Annotated in this window: 12 protein-coding genes; 11 read left to right on the top strand and 1 reads right to left on the bottom strand. The window is 44.3% G+C overall.

Annotated elements, in window-relative coordinates; genetic code table 11:
• Entirely contained in the window at window positions 1-909 is a 909-nt protein-coding gene (locus tag FDF36_RS15100; RefSeq protein ID WP_195316668.1) for a mechanosensitive ion channel family protein, read from the top strand.
• A 70-nt stretch (window positions 910-979) separates the two neighbouring features.
• On the opposite strand, the gene FDF36_RS15095 is transcribed toward FDF36_RS15100, so the two are convergent.
• The gene (locus tag FDF36_RS15095; RefSeq protein WP_005778611.1) at window positions 980-1,219 is read right to left on the bottom strand and encodes a hypothetical protein; all 240 of its coding nucleotides are present in this window, start codon (window positions 1,217-1,219) and stop codon (window positions 980-982) included.
• Window positions 1,220-1,344: 125 nt separating this feature from the next.
• Between FDF36_RS15095 and FDF36_RS15090 the strand changes: the two genes are divergently transcribed.
• The 10 genes from FDF36_RS15090 (at window position 1,345) to FDF36_RS15045 (ending at window position 21,841) form a co-directional block, all read left to right on the top strand.
• Window positions 1,345-1,932, top strand: coding sequence for an RNA polymerase sigma-70 factor (locus FDF36_RS15090; RefSeq protein ID WP_005778610.1), 588 nt, complete (start codon window positions 1,345-1,347; stop codon window positions 1,930-1,932).
• Window positions 1,933-1,993: 61 nt separating this feature from the next.
• Entirely contained in the window at window positions 1,994-2,992 is a 999-nt protein-coding gene (locus FDF36_RS15085) for a FecR family protein (protein WP_220391894.1), read from the top strand.
• 211 nt (window positions 2,993-3,203) lie between these two features.
• Window positions 3,204-5,606 (top strand): glycosyl hydrolase family 95 catalytic domain-containing protein, encoded by a 2,403-nt coding sequence (locus tag FDF36_RS15080; RefSeq protein WP_220391893.1) that lies wholly within the window; start codon window positions 3,204-3,206, stop codon window positions 5,604-5,606.
• A gap of 95 nt (window positions 5,607-5,701) precedes the next feature.
• Window positions 5,702-8,983 (top strand): TonB-dependent receptor, encoded by a 3,282-nt coding sequence (locus FDF36_RS15075; protein ID WP_220391892.1) that lies wholly within the window; start codon window positions 5,702-5,704, stop codon window positions 8,981-8,983.
• 12 nt (window positions 8,984-8,995) lie between these two features.
• The gene (locus FDF36_RS15070) at window positions 8,996-10,564 is read left to right on the top strand and encodes a RagB/SusD family nutrient uptake outer membrane protein (protein ID WP_005778603.1); all 1,569 of its coding nucleotides are present in this window, start codon (window positions 8,996-8,998) and stop codon (window positions 10,562-10,564) included.
• 5 nt (window positions 10,565-10,569) lie between these two features.
• The gene (locus tag FDF36_RS15065; RefSeq protein WP_220391891.1) at window positions 10,570-12,462 is read left to right on the top strand and encodes a right-handed parallel beta-helix repeat-containing protein; all 1,893 of its coding nucleotides are present in this window, start codon (window positions 10,570-10,572) and stop codon (window positions 12,460-12,462) included.
• Window positions 12,443-15,361, top strand: coding sequence for a glycoside hydrolase family 2 TIM barrel-domain containing protein (locus FDF36_RS15060; protein ID WP_220391890.1), 2,919 nt, complete (start codon window positions 12,443-12,445; stop codon window positions 15,359-15,361). Before FDF36_RS15065 ends, FDF36_RS15060 begins: the two co-directional genes overlap by 20 nt.
• A 34-nt stretch (window positions 15,362-15,395) precedes the next feature.
• Window positions 15,396-17,456: a DUF5054 domain-containing protein gene (locus tag FDF36_RS15055; protein ID WP_220391889.1), complete on the top strand. Its 2,061-nt coding sequence runs from the start codon at window positions 15,396-15,398 to the stop codon at window positions 17,454-17,456.
• 7 nt (window positions 17,457-17,463) lie between these two features.
• On the top strand, window positions 17,464-20,247 hold the full coding sequence (locus tag FDF36_RS15050; protein ID WP_220391888.1) for a beta-galactosidase: 2,784 nt from the start codon (window positions 17,464-17,466) through the stop codon (window positions 20,245-20,247).
• Window positions 20,248-20,260: 13 nt separating this feature from the next.
• Window positions 20,261-21,841 (top strand): glycoside hydrolase family 43 protein, encoded by a 1,581-nt coding sequence (locus FDF36_RS15045; RefSeq protein ID WP_220391887.1) that lies wholly within the window; start codon window positions 20,261-20,263, stop codon window positions 21,839-21,841.
• The last annotated feature ends 137 nt before the right edge of the window (window positions 21,842-21,978 follow it).

Below are 21,978 nucleotides of genomic sequence, written 5' to 3'. Positions count from 1 at the left end.
ATGCTACTATTCTTTCAAGCCGCGCAACAAGTGGCAGACTCTCTGCAGGTGGCGGCCGATAAGCTTGATCAGGCCATTGCACAGGCCGATGGACTGGATAAACTGGCTCTGGTTACCCAGCAGTTGATCGATTCGGGTATACAGGCCGGAGGTCACATCCTGAAGGCTGTGATTGTCTTTCTAGTCGGACGTTTTCTGATCCGGATGCTGAACCGACTTGTAAGGCGTCTTATGGATAAGAGAAATGTCGATATCAGTATCAAAACTTTTGTAAGGAGCCTCGTTAATATCCTTCTCACCGTATTGCTGATTATTTCCGTGGTAGGTGCATTAGGAGTGGAAACCACTTCGTTCGCCGCTCTGCTGGCTTCTGCCGGTGTGGCTGTCGGTATGGCTCTTTCGGGTAATCTGCAGAACTTTGCCGGCGGACTGGTCATTCTGCTGTTTAAGCCTTATAAGGTGGGTGACTGGATAGATGCACAGAACGTCTCCGGTACTGTCAAGGAAATCCAGATCTTCCACACTATCCTGACCACTGCCGACAATAAATTGATTTATGTTCCGAACGGTGCACTGAGCAGTGGGGTCGTGACTAATTACAGCAATCAGACAACCCGGCGGGTAGAGTGGATTGTCGGTGTGGATTACGGTGAAGATTATAATAAGGTTGAGAAGGTGGTACGTGAGGTGCTGGCTGCCGATAAGCGTATCCTGGATGATCCTGCTCCCTTTATAGCTCTCCATGCTCTGGATGCGAGCAGTGTGAACGTGGTGGCCCGTGTCTGGGTGAACAGTGCCGATTATTGGGGAGTATATTTCGATATTAACAAGGCGATCTATGCTACATTCAACGAACAAGGCATTAACTTCCCCTTCCCTCAACTCACAGTTCATCAGGCACCCAACTGATAACTCATGCAAAAAGGGTGGCTACTTCGTCGGAGGTAACCACCCTTTTTCAAGATTTATATTTAACCGATTAACACACTCCAAAATCTTCTGTCGGATCATACGTGTTGTCTGTGATGCCTAACAGATGGTTTATCTCTCTCCGCTTATCCAAATCCTTGAAATAGGTTTCTACCACTTTGTAAAGATCGAAACTGAATGTAGATCCGGCTGCCATATCCAATGACTCTACCATCTGTTCTACTGCCTGGTGGATTCTTTCTTGATCGATCAGGTGCAGCTCATTACTGTGAATAAGATATTTTTCCATAACCGTTGTTGTTTTAAATTTCTACAGATAAAACATTCTGAAAGAGGATAAGGTTCAATCTGTTTTTTCTTATCTTTGCGGTCTCTGTATTTTGCCTTAAATCTTTAAGTGGGGAATATTCGATAATGAATCAGTTCTTAGACTTTGACCAGAAACTGTATGCAGAACTTCGTAAAGGTAGCGAGCATGCTTTCGTTACTGTTTTCCGGCAGTACAATCGCTTGTTGTATGCATTGGCCTATCGGTATTTCAAATCCGGTGAAGAAGCCGAAGATGCCGTACAATATACCTTTATGAAACTGTGGGAACAGCGGGAAAGGTTTGACTTTCAGTCCGGAATCCGGAGTTTATTATTTACTATTTTAAAGAACTACATACTGAATGAATTACGACATCGTAACCTTGTTTTCGAGAAGCACTATGAAATGGCCCAGAAAGACGAAGAAGCCGATGATGGTTTCCTGAAAGATTTCGAGGATAAAGACTTCAGGGAGCATCTCCGGGCTGCTATCGGCAAACTCCCCCCTCAAAAGCAAAGAATATGCCGTTTGAAAATAGAGAAAGGGCTTTCCAATCAGGAAATAGCGGACGAGATGCACATCACGGTTCCTACCGTAAAATCACATTATACCCAGGCCATTAAGATACTTCGTGCAGAAATAGAATCGTTGATTGTATTACTTCATGTATTGTGGATTCATTTTTTAGGGTGAGTGTCAACTCATACTTTTAAGTTGGTGAAGTGTTTTTATTAGTAGATAAAGAAAAGTAGAAATGAAAATAGATGATGCGATTATAGATAAGGTGCTCAATAATGAAGCTTCTGCAGAGGAGGCCGGAAAGGTGGCGGAATGGTTTGCTACAGAGGAAGGTAGCCGCTATCTGTCGGAACGGCTGGAAAATGAATCTTTGCGGTTGACGGAAGAGCAGGCCTTGGATTGGCTGGACCATCCGGTGCCGGAAGAACGGATGCGGCAACGCTTTATGGGAGAGATCAAACCACAGAAAAAAACAATATCTTATCGTCGCGGACTGATAGCGGCGGCTGTGTTGATCCCTTTCCTTTTTCTCAGTTTGTCGCTTTGGTTTCTGGCCGACAGAACCGGTGTATTCTCTGCTACGGAGTATGCTGAACTGAAGGTTCCTTGCGGTGAACAGATGCAGGTTGTTTTGCAGGATGGCACGGTCGTACAGTTGAACTCGGATACTCGTTTGCGATATCCCAAACAATTTGGGCTGTTCAATCGTAGTGTTGAGCTGTGGGGAGAAGGTTATTTTGTGGTAGCCAAAGAAAAGAACCGTCCATTTATTGTTGATCTGAAGGGAATCGAGGTGAAGGTGACCGGAACCAAATTTAATGTGAAGGCATATCCTGCAGAGCAGAATGTATGGGTGACACTGGAAGAGGGCGGAGTTCTGCTAAAGGATTCGAAGCATAAGGAGTATCCTCTTGTACCCGGTCAAAGTGCGGAATATAACAGAAAGTCCGGACGTTACCAGATATCCGAACCGGAAGATATGAACCAGATCTCTTCCTGGCGTTCCAATAGTCTGAACTTTTATCTCACTCCGTTGAAAGAGATCATAAAAGTGATGGAACGGCAGTATGATGTTCATTTCATTGTGCGTGATTCTACTTTATTGAATAACAGGTTTACTCTGTCTACCAGCAAAGTGAACGTTGATGATGTATTGCGTGATTTGGAGGCGGTTTCATGGATACGTTTCTCACAAACAGAAGACGGGGTGTTCGAAGTCCTGAAGAAAGAATAGATGGATTGAATCATCATTCCTATATAGATAGATGCAGACCAGACAAAAGGGACTGCATCTATTTTTTTAGATGTACTCTAAAACAGAAGACTCATACTTTCTTTCGGGTGAGGTGTTAGCTTATGTATACTAAAAAGGCCTTTCGGAATATTTATTTTGAGTATGAACCAGATGTCTGTACATAAAGATATCACAATGATTATGTGTTTATATGAAGTATTTGTTTACTTTGTTGATGGCCTGTCTCCCGTTTTCCTTTACTCATGGGATTAAGAGCCATCCATCTTTTCTAAATTCGTCCGGACGATGGGTAGTTTGGTCCGAAAAACCTGCTGCATCCTGGCAGGATGCATTCGTTACCGGTAATGGAAGTCATGGAACAATGGTGATGGGACAGCCGGGAGAAGAAAGGATTATCTGTGTCCACGAAGAATTATTTATAAGGGGATGGGACCGCAATAAAGTGGCAGTTCCTTGCACCGCTTCTTTGCTCCCGCAAGTACGAAGTCTGATGGAATCAGGAAAAAGTGATGCCGCGGATGCGTTGATGACGAGCGAAGCGGACCGTCAGTTGGTTGCCATGGGAGCCCGCCAACGTTGGCCTTTGATTCCTCATCCGGCTTTCGACCTGTGTATCCGGCATACGGGTATACCTTTACAAACCGAAAAACAGTATAGAAGGCAGCTCGACCTGGAGACTGGAGAAGTGCTCACTTCCTGGTACGAAAACGGGAAGGTGACGGAATCTGTGTTCTCGTCCAGGGAGCATAATGTGAATGTGGTCCGCTTGAAAGCCGATGAGGGTAATAAGATGAATCTGGTGCTGAGTCTGAAAGAGACTCCTGGGCGTGAAGGTATGCACTTTGAACATAACTTGGACAGTGCTTTTTCATCGGTGAAAGCAGAAGCCGTGTCGGGTTGGTTATCCTATCGTGCCGGCTATAAATATGATGTCGGTGGCTATGAAGGGTTAGCCCGTGTGACGGTTAAGGGAGGAAGTATGACGGCTGAAGGAGATTCTTTACGGATAACGGACGCTGAAGAGGTGTTGGTGCTCATTAGGATCACTCCTCTGAAGGAGGCCCGTTTATCCGTGCGTTCGTCCGTACAAAAAGAACTGTCGGGTTTGCCGCTTGATTATGGTAAGTTGCTGAAACCTCATAGCCGGATACATGGGGAAATGTTCCGTCGCATGCAGTTAGATCTGGGATGTTCGTCCGACTGGAAGACCGTTCCGACTGAGAAAATGCTTTCGACGATTCACGAATGTGGGGTTACTCCTTTGTTTTTGGAGCAGATTCACGCAATGGGCCGTTATCTCTTGATTTCTTCGTCCGGCAAATATCCGCCTCCCTTACAAGGAATTTGGGGAGGAGGCTGGAAACCCGGATGGATTGGCGGATTTGTCTGGGATTCAAATATTAATTTAGCTATTTCGGCAGCATCTATGGGCAACTTGCACGAATGTGCGGAGTCTTATATTGGATATGTCGAAAATCTATTGCCGGGTTGGAGACTGAATGCGAAAAACTACTTGGGATGCCGGGGCTTTCTTGTAGCCCATTACAATGATCCGGAAAACGGATATCTGACCCATTTCGGAAGATCTTTCCCCTGGATGTTCTGGGCAGGTGGGGCTGGTTGGAATATACGGCCATTCTACGAGTATGCTATGCTGACCGGTAACGAGACCTTCCTAAAAGAACACGTATTCCCCCTTTATCAGGAGATGGCCGGTTTTTATGAAGATTATCTTATTATGGGCTGTGACAGCCTTTATCATATCTGTCCAAGTGTTTCACCGGAAAACGCACCTCCCGGAACTGATACCTGGCTGAGCAAAGATGCTACGATGGATGTTGCCATTGCCAGAGAAGTGTTTGATCTGCTTCTGGAGATGGGGCATAAGTTCCATGTGGATAAGAAAGAACTGGAACGGTGGAGTCACTACCTGCAACACTTGCCGGCTTATCGGATAAATAACGATGGAGCATTGGCCGAATGGATTGATCCCTGTTATCCGGATGTGTATAACCACAGACATCTTTCACACTTATATCCGGTGTTTCCCGGTTCCCGGTTGGGTAAGTCAAAAGGAGATCCCCGTCTTATTAAAGCAGCAGGTATAGCTTTGGACAAACGTTTTGCCTTCGATACCGGTTCGGCTCATGGACTAATCCATGTAGCACTACAGGCTGTACGGCTGGGCGATATAGAGAAAGTGAAGACCAATCTGGATCGCTTTTGCCGCCGCCATTATTTATATGACGGACTGGTTACCTCGCATGATCCCGAACATCAGGTTTACAATCTGGATGCGGTTCTGAGTTTTCCGCGTCTTTTGATGGAAATGCTGGTTTATACGGAAGAGGGGAAAATAGAACTACTGCCGGCTTGGCCCCATGAATATGCCGATGGCTGCATAAAAGGGATACAGGTGTACGGTGGACACACATTGGATATTACGTGGAAATCCGGACAGCTGGTGGAAGCCGTCCTGCATGCACGGCAAAACGAGTCCTATGAAGTAGCTTATGGGGATCGGAGAACACGATTACAGCTACGTGAAGGCAAGGCTTATCATTTCTCTGCACAATTTTTTGCAGAAAAATGAAAATGACACTCATACCTTCTTTGGGATGGTGTGTTAGCCTATATAGAAAGGCCTTTTTATAAATCATAAAAATAACTAATTTAATACTGTATGAAATGAAAACAAGAACCAGAACGAAAATGCTGTTGCTCTTAGGAGTTCTTTTATTTGGCTTCACTGTTTCGGCATGGTCACAAAAAGTTTCTTTAAATTTTAATAATGAGAAGGTAGAGAAGGTACTGTCTTCTATAAAAAGCCAGACAGGGTTAGGGCTGGTGTTCAGCGATCAGTTGATCGACGTAAACCGTAAAGTATCCATTCAGTTGAAAGATGCCACTCTGGAGGATGTGTTGACAAAACTATTGGCAGGAACGAAAGTTACTTTTGAGGTAAGAAATAATAAGATTTATTTTATTGAAAAGAAAACGGACCAACAACCCCGTTCCCGGAAGAAGAAGGTATCCGGAGTGGTGAAGGACGCTATGGGGGAACCTGTCATCGGAGCCAATGTTGTTGAAAAAGGAGCAGGCACCAATGGGGTGATAACAAATCTGGATGGGGAGTTTACGCTGGAAGTTCCGGAGAATGCTTCTTTGACTGTCAGTTACATCGGCTATCTGCAACAAGATGTTTCGACAAAAGGGAAGGATGCGTTTAACATCATTCTGAAGGAGGATACCAAAACCCTGGAAGAGGTGGTAGTTGTGGGATACGGTGTTCAGAAGAAAGTGAATCTGACGGGAGCAGTTGCTGCTGTCGATTCCAAATCATTGCAAAACCGTCCGGTGACTAACGTATCGAATGCCATCCAAGGGTTATTGCCCGGTGTGACTGTCATTTCCGGAACCGGACAGCCGGGAAGTGACAATACAACCATTCGTGTGCGTGGTGTCGGGACTTTAAATAACTCTAATCCGATGTATGTTGTGGATGGTTTACCCGTATCCAGTATCAATGAGGTAGATCCCAGCGATATCGAGAATATCTCAGTACTGAAAGATGCTTCTTCAGCAGCTATTTACGGTTCACGTGCGGCAAATGGAGTTATCCTGATTACTACTAAAAAGGGAGGTGATAAAGCACCTACTCTACGTTATGACGGCTATGTGGGCTGGCAGAAACCTACAGCTCTTCCCGAATATCTTCATTCATGGGAATACGCAAAGCTGTACAATAAAGCCATGGTTAATGAAGGTAAGAAACCTATTTATACGGACCAAGAGATTGAAAAGTTCAGAAACGGTTCAGATCCTGACAACTATCCCGATACGGATTGGCAGGGGCTATTCTACAAAACCGGTTTGCAACACAGCCACCGTGCCGAGATTTCGGGAGGTACGGATAAGATGACTTATATGTTCTCTGCCGGTTATCTGGGACAGGACGGCATTATCGATATTGCTAAATACGATCGCTATTCGGTACGGGGTAATATGAATGCCAAGATGGGAAAGTTTACAGCAGGAATGAACCTTTCCTTCACGTATGGTGAGGCACAGGAACCTGTGAGTGGTTTTACCGGTGAGATGTCTAATATCTTTTCACAAATCAACCAGATCGCCCCTTTTATTCCTTATAAATATTCAAACGGATATTATGGATATGCCAATGACGGTAACCCGTTGGCTTTTATCGAGGAAGGCAATTTGCGTACTACCAAGCAACACATCACCAGAGCCATCGGAAATGTGAGTTATGAACCGGTCAAGGGATTGAAGATTCAGGAAATCGTGGGTTATGAATATAAATCGATCTCCGACGAGAAGTTTATTAAGGATATCCAGTATTATAACTGGAAAACAGGAGAGCCTACAAAATATCAGGGACCTAACAGTCAGACTGATGAACGTAAGAATGGGCTGAAATTGAATTTACAGACACTGGTCAGTTATAACAATACGTTTGGTAAACATACTGTAGGTGCACTGGCGGGATACGAACAGGAATATTATCGTGAGGACTGGACTAAGGGATACCGGAAAAACTTCTTGAACAATGATCTTTGGGAATTGAATGCCGGTTCACCTGATGGACAGACAGCCAATGGCTCAGCCAATGAATACGCATTGCGTTCATTCTTCGGGCGTCTGACCTACGACTATGACAATCGCTATTTGGTAGAGGCAAATATCCGTCGTGACGGAACTTCACGCATCTTTAAAGACTCCCGTTGGGGTGTGTTCCCCTCTTTCTCGGGAGCATGGCGAATCATCAATGAACCGTTTATGGAAGGAACCCGCAATGTACTGTCCGATCTGAAGTTGCGTGGAGGTTGGGGCATTCTGGGCAATCAGGCTATTTCTTACTATTCTTATCAATCTGTACTTGATCAAGCCAACTATTCCTTCGGCGGAACAGTTGTACAGGGAGTGGCTCCGGTAGATGGTGCTAACCGTAACCTTGTTTGGGAGACCACAGAAACATTGAACTTCGGACTTGATATGGGATTCTTGGGCAATCAGTACACTTTGTCTATTGAAGGATACCGTAAACTGACTTATGACATTCTGATGAAATTGCCGGTGAGCACCTTGTACGGTCTGAATGCTCCTTACCAGAATGCAGGTAAAGTAAAAAATACCGGTTTTGAAATGACTGCAGGCTATAAACTGAATACTCATGGCTGGAACTTCCAGGTGTCGGCTAATGCTGCATATAACAAGAATGAAGTACTTGACCTGAAGAATGGCGGAGCACGCATCTGGAGCGGTAAGTATTTTAATCAGGAAGGTTATGCCATCAATTCTATCGGAGGATATATTGCGGAAGGACTTTTCAAAACTGAAGAAGAGGTTGCCAATAGCGCTACGATACCCGGTACCGAAACTGCACCCGGTGACATCAAATACCGTGATATCAATAATGATGGAAAAATTGACGGAGAGGATCGTGTTTATATCGGTAATACAATGCCTAAGTGGACTTTCGGGCTGAATCTGTTTGCCGAATGGAAAGGGTTTGATGCTACTTTCCTGTTCCAGGGAGCTGCTGATGTACAAGGGTATCTTGCAGGCCCCGGTGTAGTGGGCGAAATGATCGGAGCAAAAGGTAAGCCGTCTTATATGTACCGTGACTGTTGGGATGCCGAAACCAATCCGAATGGAAAATTCCCGAGAGCATTCTCATCTTATCGGCAGAACAATAGTATCTATAATCCTTCCTCCTTCTGGATTGTCAATTCTTCTTATTTGCGCCTGAAGAACTTCCAATTGGGATATACACTGCCCAAAGAATGGTGTAATGTGATGGGGATTTCGAGAATCAGGGTCTATTATAGTGGGCAGAATCTGCTGACTTTTACCAAGTTTGATAAAGGCTTCGATCCGGAATCACCTGAAGGAGGAAGTTCCTATCCACAGGTCAAGACAAATACTTTTGGTTTAAACATAACTTTTTGATAGATAATACGTATGAAAAAGATAATATATAGTTTGTTATTTGCCGCTTTGTTCTCGGCATGTAGTACCGATTTTCTGGATCGGAATCCTTTGGACAAACCCTCAAACGAAGCCTTTTGGAGAACTGAAAAAGATGCCATGGCCGCAGCTACAGGGTGTTATAATGGTTGGTTTTCTATGGATGAAGTGATTTATGCCGACTGTGCGTCGGATAATGCTTATAATCCTTTTACTTGGGAAGGCTGGGCGGTACAGGCCGCAGGAACAGCGACCCCTACCGATCCGGGTTATAGCTATATGGGATATGGAAACATGGTTCGCTATAATAATTTCCTGGAGAATATCCACCGCCCCGAAATGAATGAAGATTTACGCAAACGCTTGACAGCCGAAGTACGTTTTCTGCGTGCGTGGGATTATTTTCAGAAAGTGATACATTATGGTGATGTGCCGTTGGTAACTTCCGTACTTGAAATTAAAAATGCCAATTTACCACGTACCGAGAAAGCGAAAGTGGTTGAGTTTATCTTGAATGAACTGAAAGAGATCGCTCCGCAACTTCCCGAATCTTACTCCGGAAGTGATGTCGGACGTATTACTCGTGGCGCAGTTTTGACATTGAAAGCCCGTCTGGAACTGTTCGAACATCAGTATGATGATTGTATGGCTACTTGTAGCGAAGTAATGGGATTGGGCTACGAACTGTTTCCCGATTATAAAGGTTTGTTTAAGATTGCGAATGAAAATAATTCGGAAGTTATTCTGGATGTACAATATGTAGAAAGCCTGTATGGTAACTGGGTTTTAGGAGTATTGCCTCCGGCCAGTGTGGGTGGATGGTGTTCTATCAATCCTACTCAATCACTGGTAGATGCTTTTGAGTGTGAAGATGGAAAAACGATCGAAGAGTCTGAGGTATATGATCCGAAAGAACCTTACTTGCACAGAGACCCTCGTTTGGCTGTTACCGTATTAGCTCCGGGAAATCTATACGAAGGAAAACGTTACGACCCAATCGATGTGAAAGATCCGAATGGAGATTATTATGCTCCCTACGGACGTTCTAAAACAGGATATCTGGTTCGTAAATATGTGGACGATTTATCTGATTATGCGGATATGTGGGATTGTGGCATGAATGCCATTGTCATGCGTTATGCGGAAGTGCTGTTGATGTATGCCGAATGTAAAATAGAGCTGAATCAGATTGATAATTCCGTTTACGATATTTTGGACGACATACGTACACGTGCTAAAATGCCGGTTGTAGACAGAATCCGATATACCGGTCAGGAGAAGTTGCGCGAATTACTCAGAAGAGAAAGACGTGTGGAACTTGCTATGGAAGGACTTCGGTGGTTCGATATTTGCCGTTGGAAAATCGGTGAACAAGTGTTGAACGGTAAGGTATACGGTTGTTTACTTGGAACGGTCGATCCTGTAACCGGTGCCCTTTCATTGACAAATGAACGAATTTTTGTTGAGAACCGGAAATTTGATCCGGAAAAGCATTATCTGTGGCCTATTCCGCAGACAGTGATCGATGCCACTCCGGCAATTGTACAGAATCCCAATTATTGATTTGGATGGGGAACTTTGAATACTTATATACAAAGAGTGTAATATTATTGTTTGCACTCTTTGTTACTACAGATGTTTACTCGAATTGTGTTGAATCATGCCCGTCGGGTAGGGAAATTCATGTGTCTTCTTCGCGTGGTAATGATTCTTATGGAGGAGAGGAAGCCCGGCCTTTAAAGACCATACAGGCTGCTGCCAATATTGCGCGGCCGGGAGATGTCATTACTGTTCATGAGGGGGTCTATCGGGAATGGGTGAATCCTCCCGTCGGAGGGGAAACAGCGGATAAACCTATTATTTATCAGGCTGCCGGAGGAGAGTATGTGGAAATCAAAGGTTCGGAGAGAATTAAAAACTGGAAAAGGCTGAGTAATACTATCTGGAGTGTAGCAATCTCGAATAATATATTCGCTGCGTTCAATCCCTATGCTGATACTTTGAAAGGAGACTGGCTTGAAAAAGGTAAATGGGCACATACCGGAGAAGTTTATTTGAATGATCGGGCGCTTACGGAAGCTCCACGATTGGAAAATGTATTATTAAACAAGACAGATAGTGCCCTGTGGTTTTGTAAAGTTACTAAAGACACAACTTATTTGTGGGCTAATTTCGGTCAGAAAGACCCGAATGAAGAATTGACCGAAATAAATGTTCGGCAAGCTGTGTTCTATCCGGAAAAGCCATTCGTCAATTATATTGTTGTGCGCGGATTTCGCATGAGTCATGCCGCTACTCCATGGGCACCGCCGACTGCTGAACAGATAGGATTGGTGGGTACACATTGGAGTAAGGGGTGGATAATAGAAAATAATACGATAAGCCATTCCAAGTGTGTCGGCATTACACTGGGAAAATATGGAGATAAATGGGATAATAAATCCGAATCTGTTGAAGGCTATATACAAACTACCCAACGGGCACTTGAAAATGGTTGGGATGAAAAGCGGATTGGTAACCATTTGGTGAGGAATAACCATATTTCCTATTGTGGTCAAGCTGGAATAGCCGGAAGTCTTGGAGCTGTTTTTAGTAGAATAGAAACGAATGTCATACATGATATCGGGTTACAGGAAACTTTTTGGGGATACGAATTAGCCGGAATAAAATTGCATGCTGCAGTGGATGTAATGATAAGCGGGAATCATATCTATCGGACAGAAGGAGGAATTTGGCTTGATTGGATGGCACAGGGAACCCGGATAAAAGGTAATCTGTTACATGATAACCAGACACAAGATCTTTCTTTGGAAGTGAATCATGGTCCCATACTGATAGATCATAACTTGTTTTTATCTCCGGAACTGGCGCAGATTAGACTTTCGCAGGGAGTTGCGTTCGTCAATAACTTGATTGCCTGGAAGATTTGGCCTACTGATAGCGTTGATAAGCGTGAGACCCCTTATTTAGAGCCGCATGGTACATCTATTATCGGATTTCATGATTGTCCTTGCGGCAACGTGTCCTATTTCAACAATATTTTCATGCGGACAGATTTGACTCCTTATGATCAGTGTCGTTTGCCAGTGCAAATGAAGGATAACGTGTTTTGGTCAGGGGCTATACCATCCATTCATGAGACTATGTGTGCAGTAGATACCACTCAACATCTGGTTGGGATAAGGAAATGTGAGGATGGCTGGTACTTGCAAATAGATGTTCCCGAAAGTTGGGAGAAAGAAAAAAAACGGGTTATTCCTACTGTTGGACAGTTGAGATATGCAATTATTCCAAATCAATCTTTTGACAAAATGGGCGGACTACCTGTGTCGTTAAAGGAGGACTACTGGGGTAAAAGACGCAAGAGTAAGATAACTTATTGTCCGGGTCCTATTGAGTTTGAAGCGAAAGGATTACAAATGATTAAAGTTTTTTGTGAAGATGAAAAGATTGTATTATAGGATTATTTTTTCTTATTTAGCTATTCTGTTTCCACTTTCTCTGCTTTATGCGGAGGAAGTGGGGGCAAGAATTTCGCTGAACATGAATCTTGGTTGGGCTTTTCACCGCGGGGATATTGTAAATGGTGAATATCCTGATTTGGATGATTCCGGCTGGATAGCCACTACCCTTCCTCACATTATGCAATTAGAAAAGAAACATTGTGGAGGAGACATTATCTATGATGGAATAGGCTGGTACAGACGCACTTTCAAGGTACCGTCACAATACAAAGATAAAAAGATCAGTATCTCATTCGAAGGAGTGATGAACGCCTGTGAGGTATTTCTGAACGGGCAAAAAGTATATACTCACCGAGGCGGATATATTGGTTTTGTGGCAGATCTCACTTCCTATCTTAATTGGAATCAAGATAATTTGTTAGCTGTCAGAGTTTCAGCAGAGTATGATCCACTTACACCTCCCGGTAAACCACAGGGAGGAATGGATTTTTATTATTACAGTGGTATTTATCGGGATGTGGAAATGATTATTGCCGATCCGCTTCACATCACTCATGCATTAGAAGAGGATGAAGTTGCCGGTGGCGGAGTTTTCGTCACATATCCGATAGTTGAAAAAGAGAGAGCTGTTGCTCATGTAAAAACACATATCAGAAATGAAGGTCAATATCTCCGGAAGGCGCAGCTTCGTACCCGGATGATTGATAAAAATGGTAAAGTGGTAGCCTGCCAACAAAATTCTTTTCGTTTGTTGGCCGGTGAGGCTCTTCATATTGAGCAAGATTTAAATATAGATAATCCTTTTCTGTGGCATCCATATACTCCTGATCTGTATCAATTAGAAAGTACGGTTATTGAAAATGATAAAGTGACAGATCATTGCGCTGAGGCAGTTGGTATACGTACGATTGCTTACACCCGTGACAGGGGATTTTTCATAAACGGTGAACCGCTTTATCTGCGTGGGGCAAATCGTCATCAGGCATTTGCCTATATTGGAGATGCCGCTTCCAACTCCATGCAAGAAAGAGATGTGATCGATTTGAAACGCGGGGGCTGTAATGCTGTCAGGGCAGCTCACTATCCACAAGATCCTGCTTTCTTGGCTGCTTGTGATAAATATGGGTTATTGGTTGTGGAATGTATTCCCGGTTGGCAGTATTTTAATAAAGATTCTGTATTTATTTCCCGTCTCTATGAAGTCGGGAAAAAGATGATTCGTCGGGATCGCAATCATCCTTCGGTAATTCTTTGGGAAACAGCTTTGAATGAGAGCCGTTATCCGGCGGAAGTGGCCCGGGAATTACATGCCATTGCACATACCGAATATCCCGGCGACCAAATGTATACTGCCGGTGACTACTTCGGACATACGGACCGGGTTGATTATTTTGATGTATTTTATAAACAGGTATCCCGTTTTCCGAAAGATGGGGATGTGATGAGTAATTATCCGGAAGACCAGATTGCGGTGAAACCACTGTTCTGTCGTGAGTGGGGTGACGGCGTAGGAGAAAAACCTCGTGTGAGCCTAATGGAGAATGAAGAGGAACAATTGAAGCAGTGCCGGGGACGTTTTCAGCAGCTTAACGGACATGGATACTTTGACTGGTGCATGCTTGACGCAAATCCACGGATGGGGGGACATTTTTTGTGGAGTTATAATGATTATGCACGTGGAGCAGAGCAGGAAACTATGTTTTGTGGAATGGTCGATATGAATAGATATCCCAAATTCAGTTATTATATGATGCAGAGTATGCGTGATAAGGATATATCCCAACCCGGATTATATGACGGACCGATGGTATTTATCGCGTCACAGAATACAGCTCCGCGTTATGTCTCATCCGTGAAAGAGATTACCGTATTTTCCAATTGTGATGAAGTCCGGTTGTTTCGTAATCATCAACTGATAGGTAAACAGACGCGCATAGAGCGTACACCGTTTTATCATCCTATTGTGGAGAAAGGGGGAAGTCCCTGTTATGTCTTCGATGCCGGAACCTATGAAGCCGGTGAATTAGTTGCTGAAGGACTGGTAGACGGAAAGGTGGTTGCAACTCACAGTGTGCGTACTCCCGGACAACCCCGGCAGATTGAAATCTGGTTGAAAGAAGATGGAATACAACCCATAGCGGATGGTTCGGATATGATTCCTGTCTATTTTAAGATCTGTGATTCGTATGGAACTCCCGTTAATACTTCAGATGTCAGGATATATATATCCGTATCCGGCGAAGGGAGTCTGATAGGGGATGGTATAGAGCGTATCGGGGTTAATCCTCAGCAAGTAGAGGGTGGAATCGGATACGCACTGATACGGACTACTTGTCGTCCGGGTAAAATTCATGTTTCGGTTTCGGCTGATGGGCTTAAGGGAGATAGCCGGGAGATTACGACCCGAAGATATAACGGAACGTATGTGCCTGAGGGACAATATGCTTCCTATACCGGAAATGAAGAGGAAGGAGTAGTTGTGAAGGCAACTGCTTGGGAAAATATAATTCGTACAAAAATTCCGTTGAAAATAGTGCGGGTTGAAGCCACTTCGGAACAGAAACGTTATACAGCCGCATGCATTACAGATGGAGACGATTTTTCGTGGTGGATTGCTGACAATGAAACTCAGCCTCAAGTAGTAACGCTTGAACTGGATAAATCCGAGAAAGTGTTTGCAAGCCGTATCCGGTTTCAGAAGGATAGTTCCACTTATACGCATAAAGTGGAAACCTCTATCGACGGAAAAAATTGGGAACTTCTGTATGAACGTGAGTGTACGGGATGGGATTTTAAGCCGGTGCAGATTGGTAAGGAACTAAAATATATGCGTATCACCATTGAGAAAAGTTCGGAAGGAGCAGCCGGATTGGCTGAAGTCACAATCTATAAGTAAATTGATAATTGGAATATAAAAAGAGACTACTACCATGAAAATTTTTTGTTTATATACTCTTTTAGGATGGTTTGCTTCGCTACAATGTTTGTGTGCTGAGAAAGAACCGGTAAAGGATGCGGATATACAAAAGGTGTACGTAATATTCAAGACCCATTTAGATGTAGGATTTACTGATTGGGGCTCTAAAGTGATTGACACCTATACCTATAATTTTATTCCGGCAGTTTTAAATCTGTCAGAAGAAATTATGAAAGATTCATTGTCACAGATTGATTATCCCTGGACTTGTGGGTCGTGGCTTATCTGGAATTATTTGGAAAGGGCTTCAAATGAAAATGGACAACGAATGAAGGAAGCTATTGACCGGGGAGACTTTACCTGGCACGCAATGCCTTTCACAATGCAGGTTGAATTGTGTGATAGTGCCATGCTGTCCGCAGCATTGAATATTTCGAAAAAACTGGATCTGCTTTTTGGCCGGAAAACGATTGCTGCAAAAATAACGGATGTACCCGGTGTCACGAGGGGGGCTATTTCTGTCTTAAAGCGGAATGGGATTCAGTTGTTGCATGTAGGGACAAATCCGGGTGCAGCTGTGGCACGATTTCCGGAGATATTTCGCTGGAAGAATGCTAAAGGCGATGCCATTAATGTAATCTATCAATCAGACTATGGCAAACCGGTGCATTTGCCCGGAACAAAAACTGCTGCGGTTTTTTGTTTCACTCATGACAATCATGGGCCACATTCCTTGAAAGAGATTAAGCGAATCTATGCCGGCTTAAAGCAAAAATATCCGTCAGCCCGGATCATACCGTCTTCGTTGAATGAAGTAGCTCTTGAATTGAGTAAAGTTGAGAACAGTCTGCCGGTCGTTACTCAAGAGTGGGGAGATACGTGGATATATGGTATTGGCAGTGATCCTATGAAAGTGGCTCAGTTCCGTCAGTTAATGCGTTTACGTAATCAATGGATACAGGATGGTAAGCTAAAGGTTAATAGTGAAATGGATACACAGTTTTGTATTCCTTTGCTGTTAATGGCTGAGCATACATGGGGAGTGGATGTAAAGTGGTATTTGAGGAATTTTGATAAATATCAGTTCGATCTTTACCCTTCCTTTCTGGACAGTGAAGAAGCCCGGTATTCCGAACGCTCCTGGAGTGAAAAGAGAGAATATATTTATCAGGCTATATCCAAACTCACTCCGGCCTTGCAATACGAAGCGATGCAAGCTCTCATGAAACTGGTTCCGGTGAAAAATCAAGATACCGATTTCCGTTCCTACCGTTCAAAAGCAAAGATAAATACCCCATTTTTTCGGTTTGCTTTCAATCAGGAGAATGGTACACTATGCTATCTGGAAGATAAACAAAAGGGCATTGTTTGGGTAGATGATACGCAGGGCTGGGGGGACTTTGTCTATCAACGTTATTCCGGATCCGATTTTGCACATTTTATTGATAGGTATTGTCCAAAGAATCCAGAAGGATGGATGTTGGCGGATTATGGAAAACCCGGGCTCGATAAACTGTCTGTTACCCATGGGATATGGAGTTATAAGGCATCGGATATCCGGATAAAAAAGGAGGTCGGACAGACCACTGTCCGGATTCGCCAGCAATTGAATGAACCTGTTTATGGTGCACCGGAGTATGTTGAAATAATATATGTATTCCCGTATGACTCACCTGATATCAAGGTGGAGATCAATTGGTTTGATAAACCGAAGAATCGTGTTCCGGAAGCTGTTTGGTTTTCGTTCTTTCCAAAAGCCTGTGATTCGAAAGTTTATGTTGATAAGATGGGAGAGCGTGTCGATGTGGAAGATGTTGTTTATAACGGAGCGAGGCAGATACACGGAGTGACGGGAGACGTTCTCTTTTCCAGTGGAAAGGGAAAATTGAGTCTTGAGTCTTTGGATGCTCCTTTGGTGGCGTTTAATAATCGTGATTTATTGTCATTCGACAATAAGGTTGCAGCCCCCGATGCCGGTATCCATTTCTGTTTATTGAATACTCTATGGGGGACGAATTATCCGCAATGGTTTGGAGATAATATGAAATATCGTTTTAAACTTAAATTTTATTGAAAATCAGATGAAACAACCGTCTAAGAATTGGTTATTATGTGTCCTATTGGGGATGATAGTGTGTTCCTCAGCAACGGCTCAGAAGTTGCCCGAGAAACAGTTTTTCCATCCCGACCGGGTGAGATACGACAAAGATTGCTTTACAATCGAAGGGAAAGATATTTTTATACTCAGTGCTGCATTCCACTATTTTCGTTGTCCGCAGGAGTTGTGGCGTGACCGTTTCAGGAAGATCAAAGAAGCAGGGTTTAATACAGTGGAAACTTATGTGCCCTGGAATTGGCACGAACGGAATATGCCTAAGAATGTAGATGATTATTCACAATTCGACTTTGATGATCTGAAAGCATGGCTGCGTATGGCACACGAGGAGTTCGGATTTTATACCATTGTCCGTCCTGGCCCTTTTATCTGTGCCGAATGGGCGGGAGGGGCATATCCCCGTTGGTTGGCTAAATATTGCCCGGACAGTTATGACACCAGTTTCTGGCTCCGGAGCAACCATCCCGAACATATGAAATGGTCTGAACACTGGTACAATGCTGTTTGCCGGGTATTTTGTGATGAACAGCTTACACATAAGAAACCCGGAGAGAAAGGAATCATTATGGTGCAGCTTGAAAATGAATATATCTATTTTGATATGGAATCTGAGAAGAAAGAAGAATTTCTGCGTGTACTGTCAGATGCTTGTATCCGGAATGGTATCGATGTTCCCCTTTTCACTTGCGTAACTCCCGAAGTTCGCGGCTCGCACGATCCGGTGATCAGTCAGTTATTCGATATGGATAATCAATATGTATGGTGGAATATGCATGAAGCCAAGTCACGTATTGAAAATCTGAAAGCAGAACAGCCCAATGCTCCTGCCTTTGTGTGTGAGTTGCAGGGAGGGTGGTTCTCTACGGTTGGCGGACGCTTGAGCGAAGATAGCTATCTGGACGGACGGCATGCCCGGGGAATGGCGTTGATGGCAATGGCAGGAGGTTCTACCGGGTTGAATTACTATATGTTTTTCGGTGGGACACATTTTGACGGTTGGGGAGCACGACGTATGACTACCACTTACGATTATGGAGCTCCGTTGAAAGAAACCGGAGGCGTTGGAGAGAAATATGCTGCAGTGAAAGGAATCGGTGAGGTGGTTGGTAAATTTGGAAGCCGGCTTGTCAGAAGCAAGTCTGTACCGTTTGAGATGAAAGGAAATGATAATCTGACGATGGGGGTACGCCGGGCTACGGACGGAACTTTATTTATTTTCTTATTGAACCGTGATAAAAAGCAAGAATTCCGTCAGATAGTCAACTTGATTATAGAAGGAAAGCCGATGCGGATAGATTGTCGGCTGGGGGCGCTTGACAGTAAGTTACTGGTACTTTCTCCCGGAAGCACTTCGACCGAATGGTATCCCCGTGAACAGGTATTGCCGGCACGTCCGGTTGCACTTCCTGCCGCCATATCAATAACGAAAGTATGGCGAAAAGATGAAGATTTTCGTGGCGACTGGAAGCCTTTGCGCAAAGGTGTATCGCTTCCCGAATTGGGTGTGAACGATTGCCGTTATTCTATGTATCGCAGCCGGGTGAACCTCACTCAAAAGGAAGTAGATCTTTACGGTTCGTTGGTGTTCGAGCTTTTCACTGGTGACCCGGTTTACGTGCAAGTGAACGGAAAGTTTGCCGAGCGGGTGTCGAGAGACGAATTGGATAACACCTTTATCGTTTCAGGATTGTTGCATAAAGGAATGAACGAAGTGGTTGCTATCTACGAAAACCGGGGACATGCTCATGGTTACCGTCCGATGGAAGAGTTGAGCGGACTCCGGCAAGCCGGTTTCGGTCGTAAACAGACGGGAATTTTGCCGGTAGAGGAATGGGAAGTAAGAACCATTGATAAAGAGGAACCGCTGTCTGCCTTGCTTGCCGAAGAAACGGGCTGGGAAAGAATACGGCTCGATCAACGGACTATTGACGATCTGGCCACTTTGCAGATAGCCGGACTTGAAAAACCGGAATGGCCTGCTGCCTGGATTTTGCAGGAGAAGGCCGGAAGTGCAGTTTATCGTACACACCTTAGGTGGACACCGGAGATGATTCGGGAAGGAATGACTGTTCTGGAATTTGGCTGTATCGATGATGCCGGAACTTTGTGGGTGAATGGTAAGGAAGTGGGTACGCACGAAGAATGGGATAAGCCTTATATAGTGAATGTTGCTCCATTCGTCAAACCTGGTGACAATGAGATAGCTATTGTGGTGAGTAACCTGAGTGGGGCAGGAGGCCTCCTTAAGGCTGTCCGCCTGAAACAGGAATTCGAAGTGATTAAAAAAATAAACTGGGAGGTCTCTGCCGATCTGGGAGGAATCTGTCAGGGCTGGAACAGAGAACCGGATAGTACGGAGGGCTGGTCGGTAGCAGAGCTTCCTGCAGATTATCCTTTAGTCCGTAAAGGAAGGATTGCAGAAACTCTTGAAGCCGGTGCCGGACGGGATGCATTGCTTACCTGGTATCGTCTTGAGTTTGATATGCCCCGGAATGATCCTTCTGTTCGGATACCTTGGAAGTTGATAGTAAATGCTACGGGTACCGGTTATATGTGGCTGAACGGACATAACATCGGACGCCATTGGGAAGAGGGTCCGCAACGGGAGTTCTATCTTCCGGAGTGCTGGCTACGTCCCGGTGAAAAGAATGTGATAGTGTTGGGATTGCGCCAATCTGAAAATAAAGGTGTCCGTTTGTTTGGGGCAGAAGTGGCTCCTTATGTTGAAGATGCTGAATGTATCCAATAAAAAAAGTACAAAAATGAAAAGAGTTTTTTATATTATGATCGCATTGGTGCTGCCTTTTTGCAGTGTCGGTGCACAAACTTCGGTGTGGAACCCGGATAATGGAAACGGGACATTTACAAATCCTATAATGTGGGGAGACTGGCCTGACCCCGATGTCATTCGAGTAGGGGATGATTTTTATTTTGTTTCTACCAGTATGCACTATGTTCCCGGTTGCCCTATTGCTACCTCAAAGGATCTTGTAAACTGGGAGATGGCCGGATATGCGGTAGAGCGTTATGATGAGCATCCCTGCTATGATTTAAAAGGGGGTGACCGTTATCTTCGGGGATCGTGGGCGGCTACCATTCGTCATCACAATGGTAAGTTTTATGTGGGCTTCTGCACTCCTTCATGGGAGGGGGAAGGTCCCGGACACTTCTCAATCTGTATTGCCGATGATGTGAAAGGTCCTTGGGAGCGTACAATCTTTCCTGAATATCTGTACGATCCCGGATTACTGTTTGATGATGACGGAAAAGTTTATGTCGTCCACGGACAAGGTACGCTTTATGTCACGGAGCTGAATGCGGATGCCAAATCTGTGAAAGGAGAAAAAGTGAAAATCTGGGAAAAGAGGTTCAAGAACGCTCACGAGTTTGGAGGAGGATATGGTATGGAAGGTGCACACGTCTATAAGATAAACGGGAAGTATTATATCACTTGCCCGGCAGGCGGAACCGAAGGCTGGCAGATTTGTTTGCGTTCCGACAATATCTATGGTCCTTACGAACATAAATTAATTATGAATGATTGTAGCTCTTATCTTCCCAACGGTTTGCATCAGGGAGGGATGGTACAGCTTAAGAATGGTGATTGGTGGTTTATCATTATGCAGGACAGGGGGCCCATCGGACGTGTTCCCCATCTGGTTCCTGTAGAGTGGGTAGATGGATGGCCCATGTTGGGGCGAAATGGTAAAGATGCCATTACGTATCCAAAACCGGAAGTAGGTAAAGCATATCCGTTTGCTTCTCCTGCTACAACGGACGAATTTAATACTCCCGTACTCGGGCTGCAATGGCAGTGGAATCATAATCCGGACAATACCCGATGGTCCTTGAAGGAACGGAAAGGCTACATGAGGCTGAAAGCTTCATATGCCGACTCATTGAAAACAGCTCGTAATACATTGACACAGCGTGTGCAGGGGCCTTCGTCCGAGGCAACGGTCGAAATCGACGTGTCCGGACTAAAGGATGGAAATGTGGCAGGATTTGGAATTTTCGAGTTTCCTTATGCCTATGTCGGTGTGGAACAGTCGGAGGGTATAAAAAGAATCGTGATGTGTAATGACGGTAAGAATATTGAGGTCATCGACAACTTTACGGGAAATAAATTGTGGGTACGTGCCCGTGTGATGGATGTGAACTTCCGTGCTACTTTCTATTATAGCCTCGATGGAAAAACATTCATTCCGATAGGTAATGATCTTAATATGGGGCTTGGGTTGGTCTGGACAGCCAATCGCTTTGCTTTATTTAATTTTACCAGAGATAAAGCCGGTGAAGACGGATATGCCGACTTTAACTGGTTCCGCTTTACCAATAAATAAGAATCAATTATTGGGTTGAGAATAGAGATATAAAAAGAGGTGTATCGAAACCCGTATTCACCACAGGTTACACAGGATTTACACAAATAAATATCATTAGCTATCGATAGACTAAGCTCGTTCTGTGGAACTCTGTG

Origin of the sequence: Bacteroides fragilis, from assembly GCF_019583405.1 — a bacterium.
GTDB lineage: Bacteria > Bacteroidota > Bacteroidia > Bacteroidales > Bacteroidaceae > Bacteroides > Bacteroides fragilis_B.
The sequence above is the reverse complement of the archived record's forward strand: the minus strand, read 5'-3'. Positions and strand labels throughout refer to the sequence as shown.

Excerpts from the sequence above, each read along its gene's own strand:
- FDF36_RS15050 (WP_220391888.1), top strand. The coding sequence starts at position 17,464 with ATGAAACAACCGTCTAAGAATTGGTTATTATGTGTCCTATTGGGGATG.
- FDF36_RS15085 (WP_220391894.1), top strand. The coding sequence starts at position 1,994 with ATGAAAATAGATGATGCGATTATAGATAAGGTGCTCAATAATGAAGCT.
- FDF36_RS15090 (WP_005778610.1), top strand. The coding sequence starts at position 1,345 with ATGAATCAGTTCTTAGACTTTGACCAGAAACTGTATGCAGAACTTCGT.
- FDF36_RS15055 (WP_220391889.1), top strand. The coding sequence starts at position 15,396 with ATGAAAATTTTTTGTTTATATACTCTTTTAGGATGGTTTGCTTCGCTA.
- FDF36_RS15075 (WP_220391892.1), top strand. The coding sequence starts at position 5,702 with ATGAAAACAAGAACCAGAACGAAAATGCTGTTGCTCTTAGGAGTTCTT.
- FDF36_RS15100 (WP_195316668.1), top strand. The coding sequence starts at position 1 with ATGCTACTATTCTTTCAAGCCGCGCAACAAGTGGCAGACTCTCTGCAG.
- FDF36_RS15060 (WP_220391890.1), top strand. The coding sequence starts at position 12,443 with ATGAAAAGATTGTATTATAGGATTATTTTTTCTTATTTAGCTATTCTG.
- FDF36_RS15095 (WP_005778611.1), bottom strand. The coding sequence starts at position 1,219 with ATGGAAAAATATCTTATTCACAGTAATGAGCTGCACCTGATCGATCAA.
- FDF36_RS15080 (WP_220391893.1), top strand. The coding sequence starts at position 3,204 with ATGAAGTATTTGTTTACTTTGTTGATGGCCTGTCTCCCGTTTTCCTTT.
- FDF36_RS15045 (WP_220391887.1), top strand. The coding sequence starts at position 20,261 with ATGAAAAGAGTTTTTTATATTATGATCGCATTGGTGCTGCCTTTTTGC.
- FDF36_RS15070 (WP_005778603.1), top strand. The coding sequence starts at position 8,996 with ATGAAAAAGATAATATATAGTTTGTTATTTGCCGCTTTGTTCTCGGCA.
- FDF36_RS15065 (WP_220391891.1), top strand. The coding sequence starts at position 10,570 with ATGGGGAACTTTGAATACTTATATACAAAGAGTGTAATATTATTGTTT.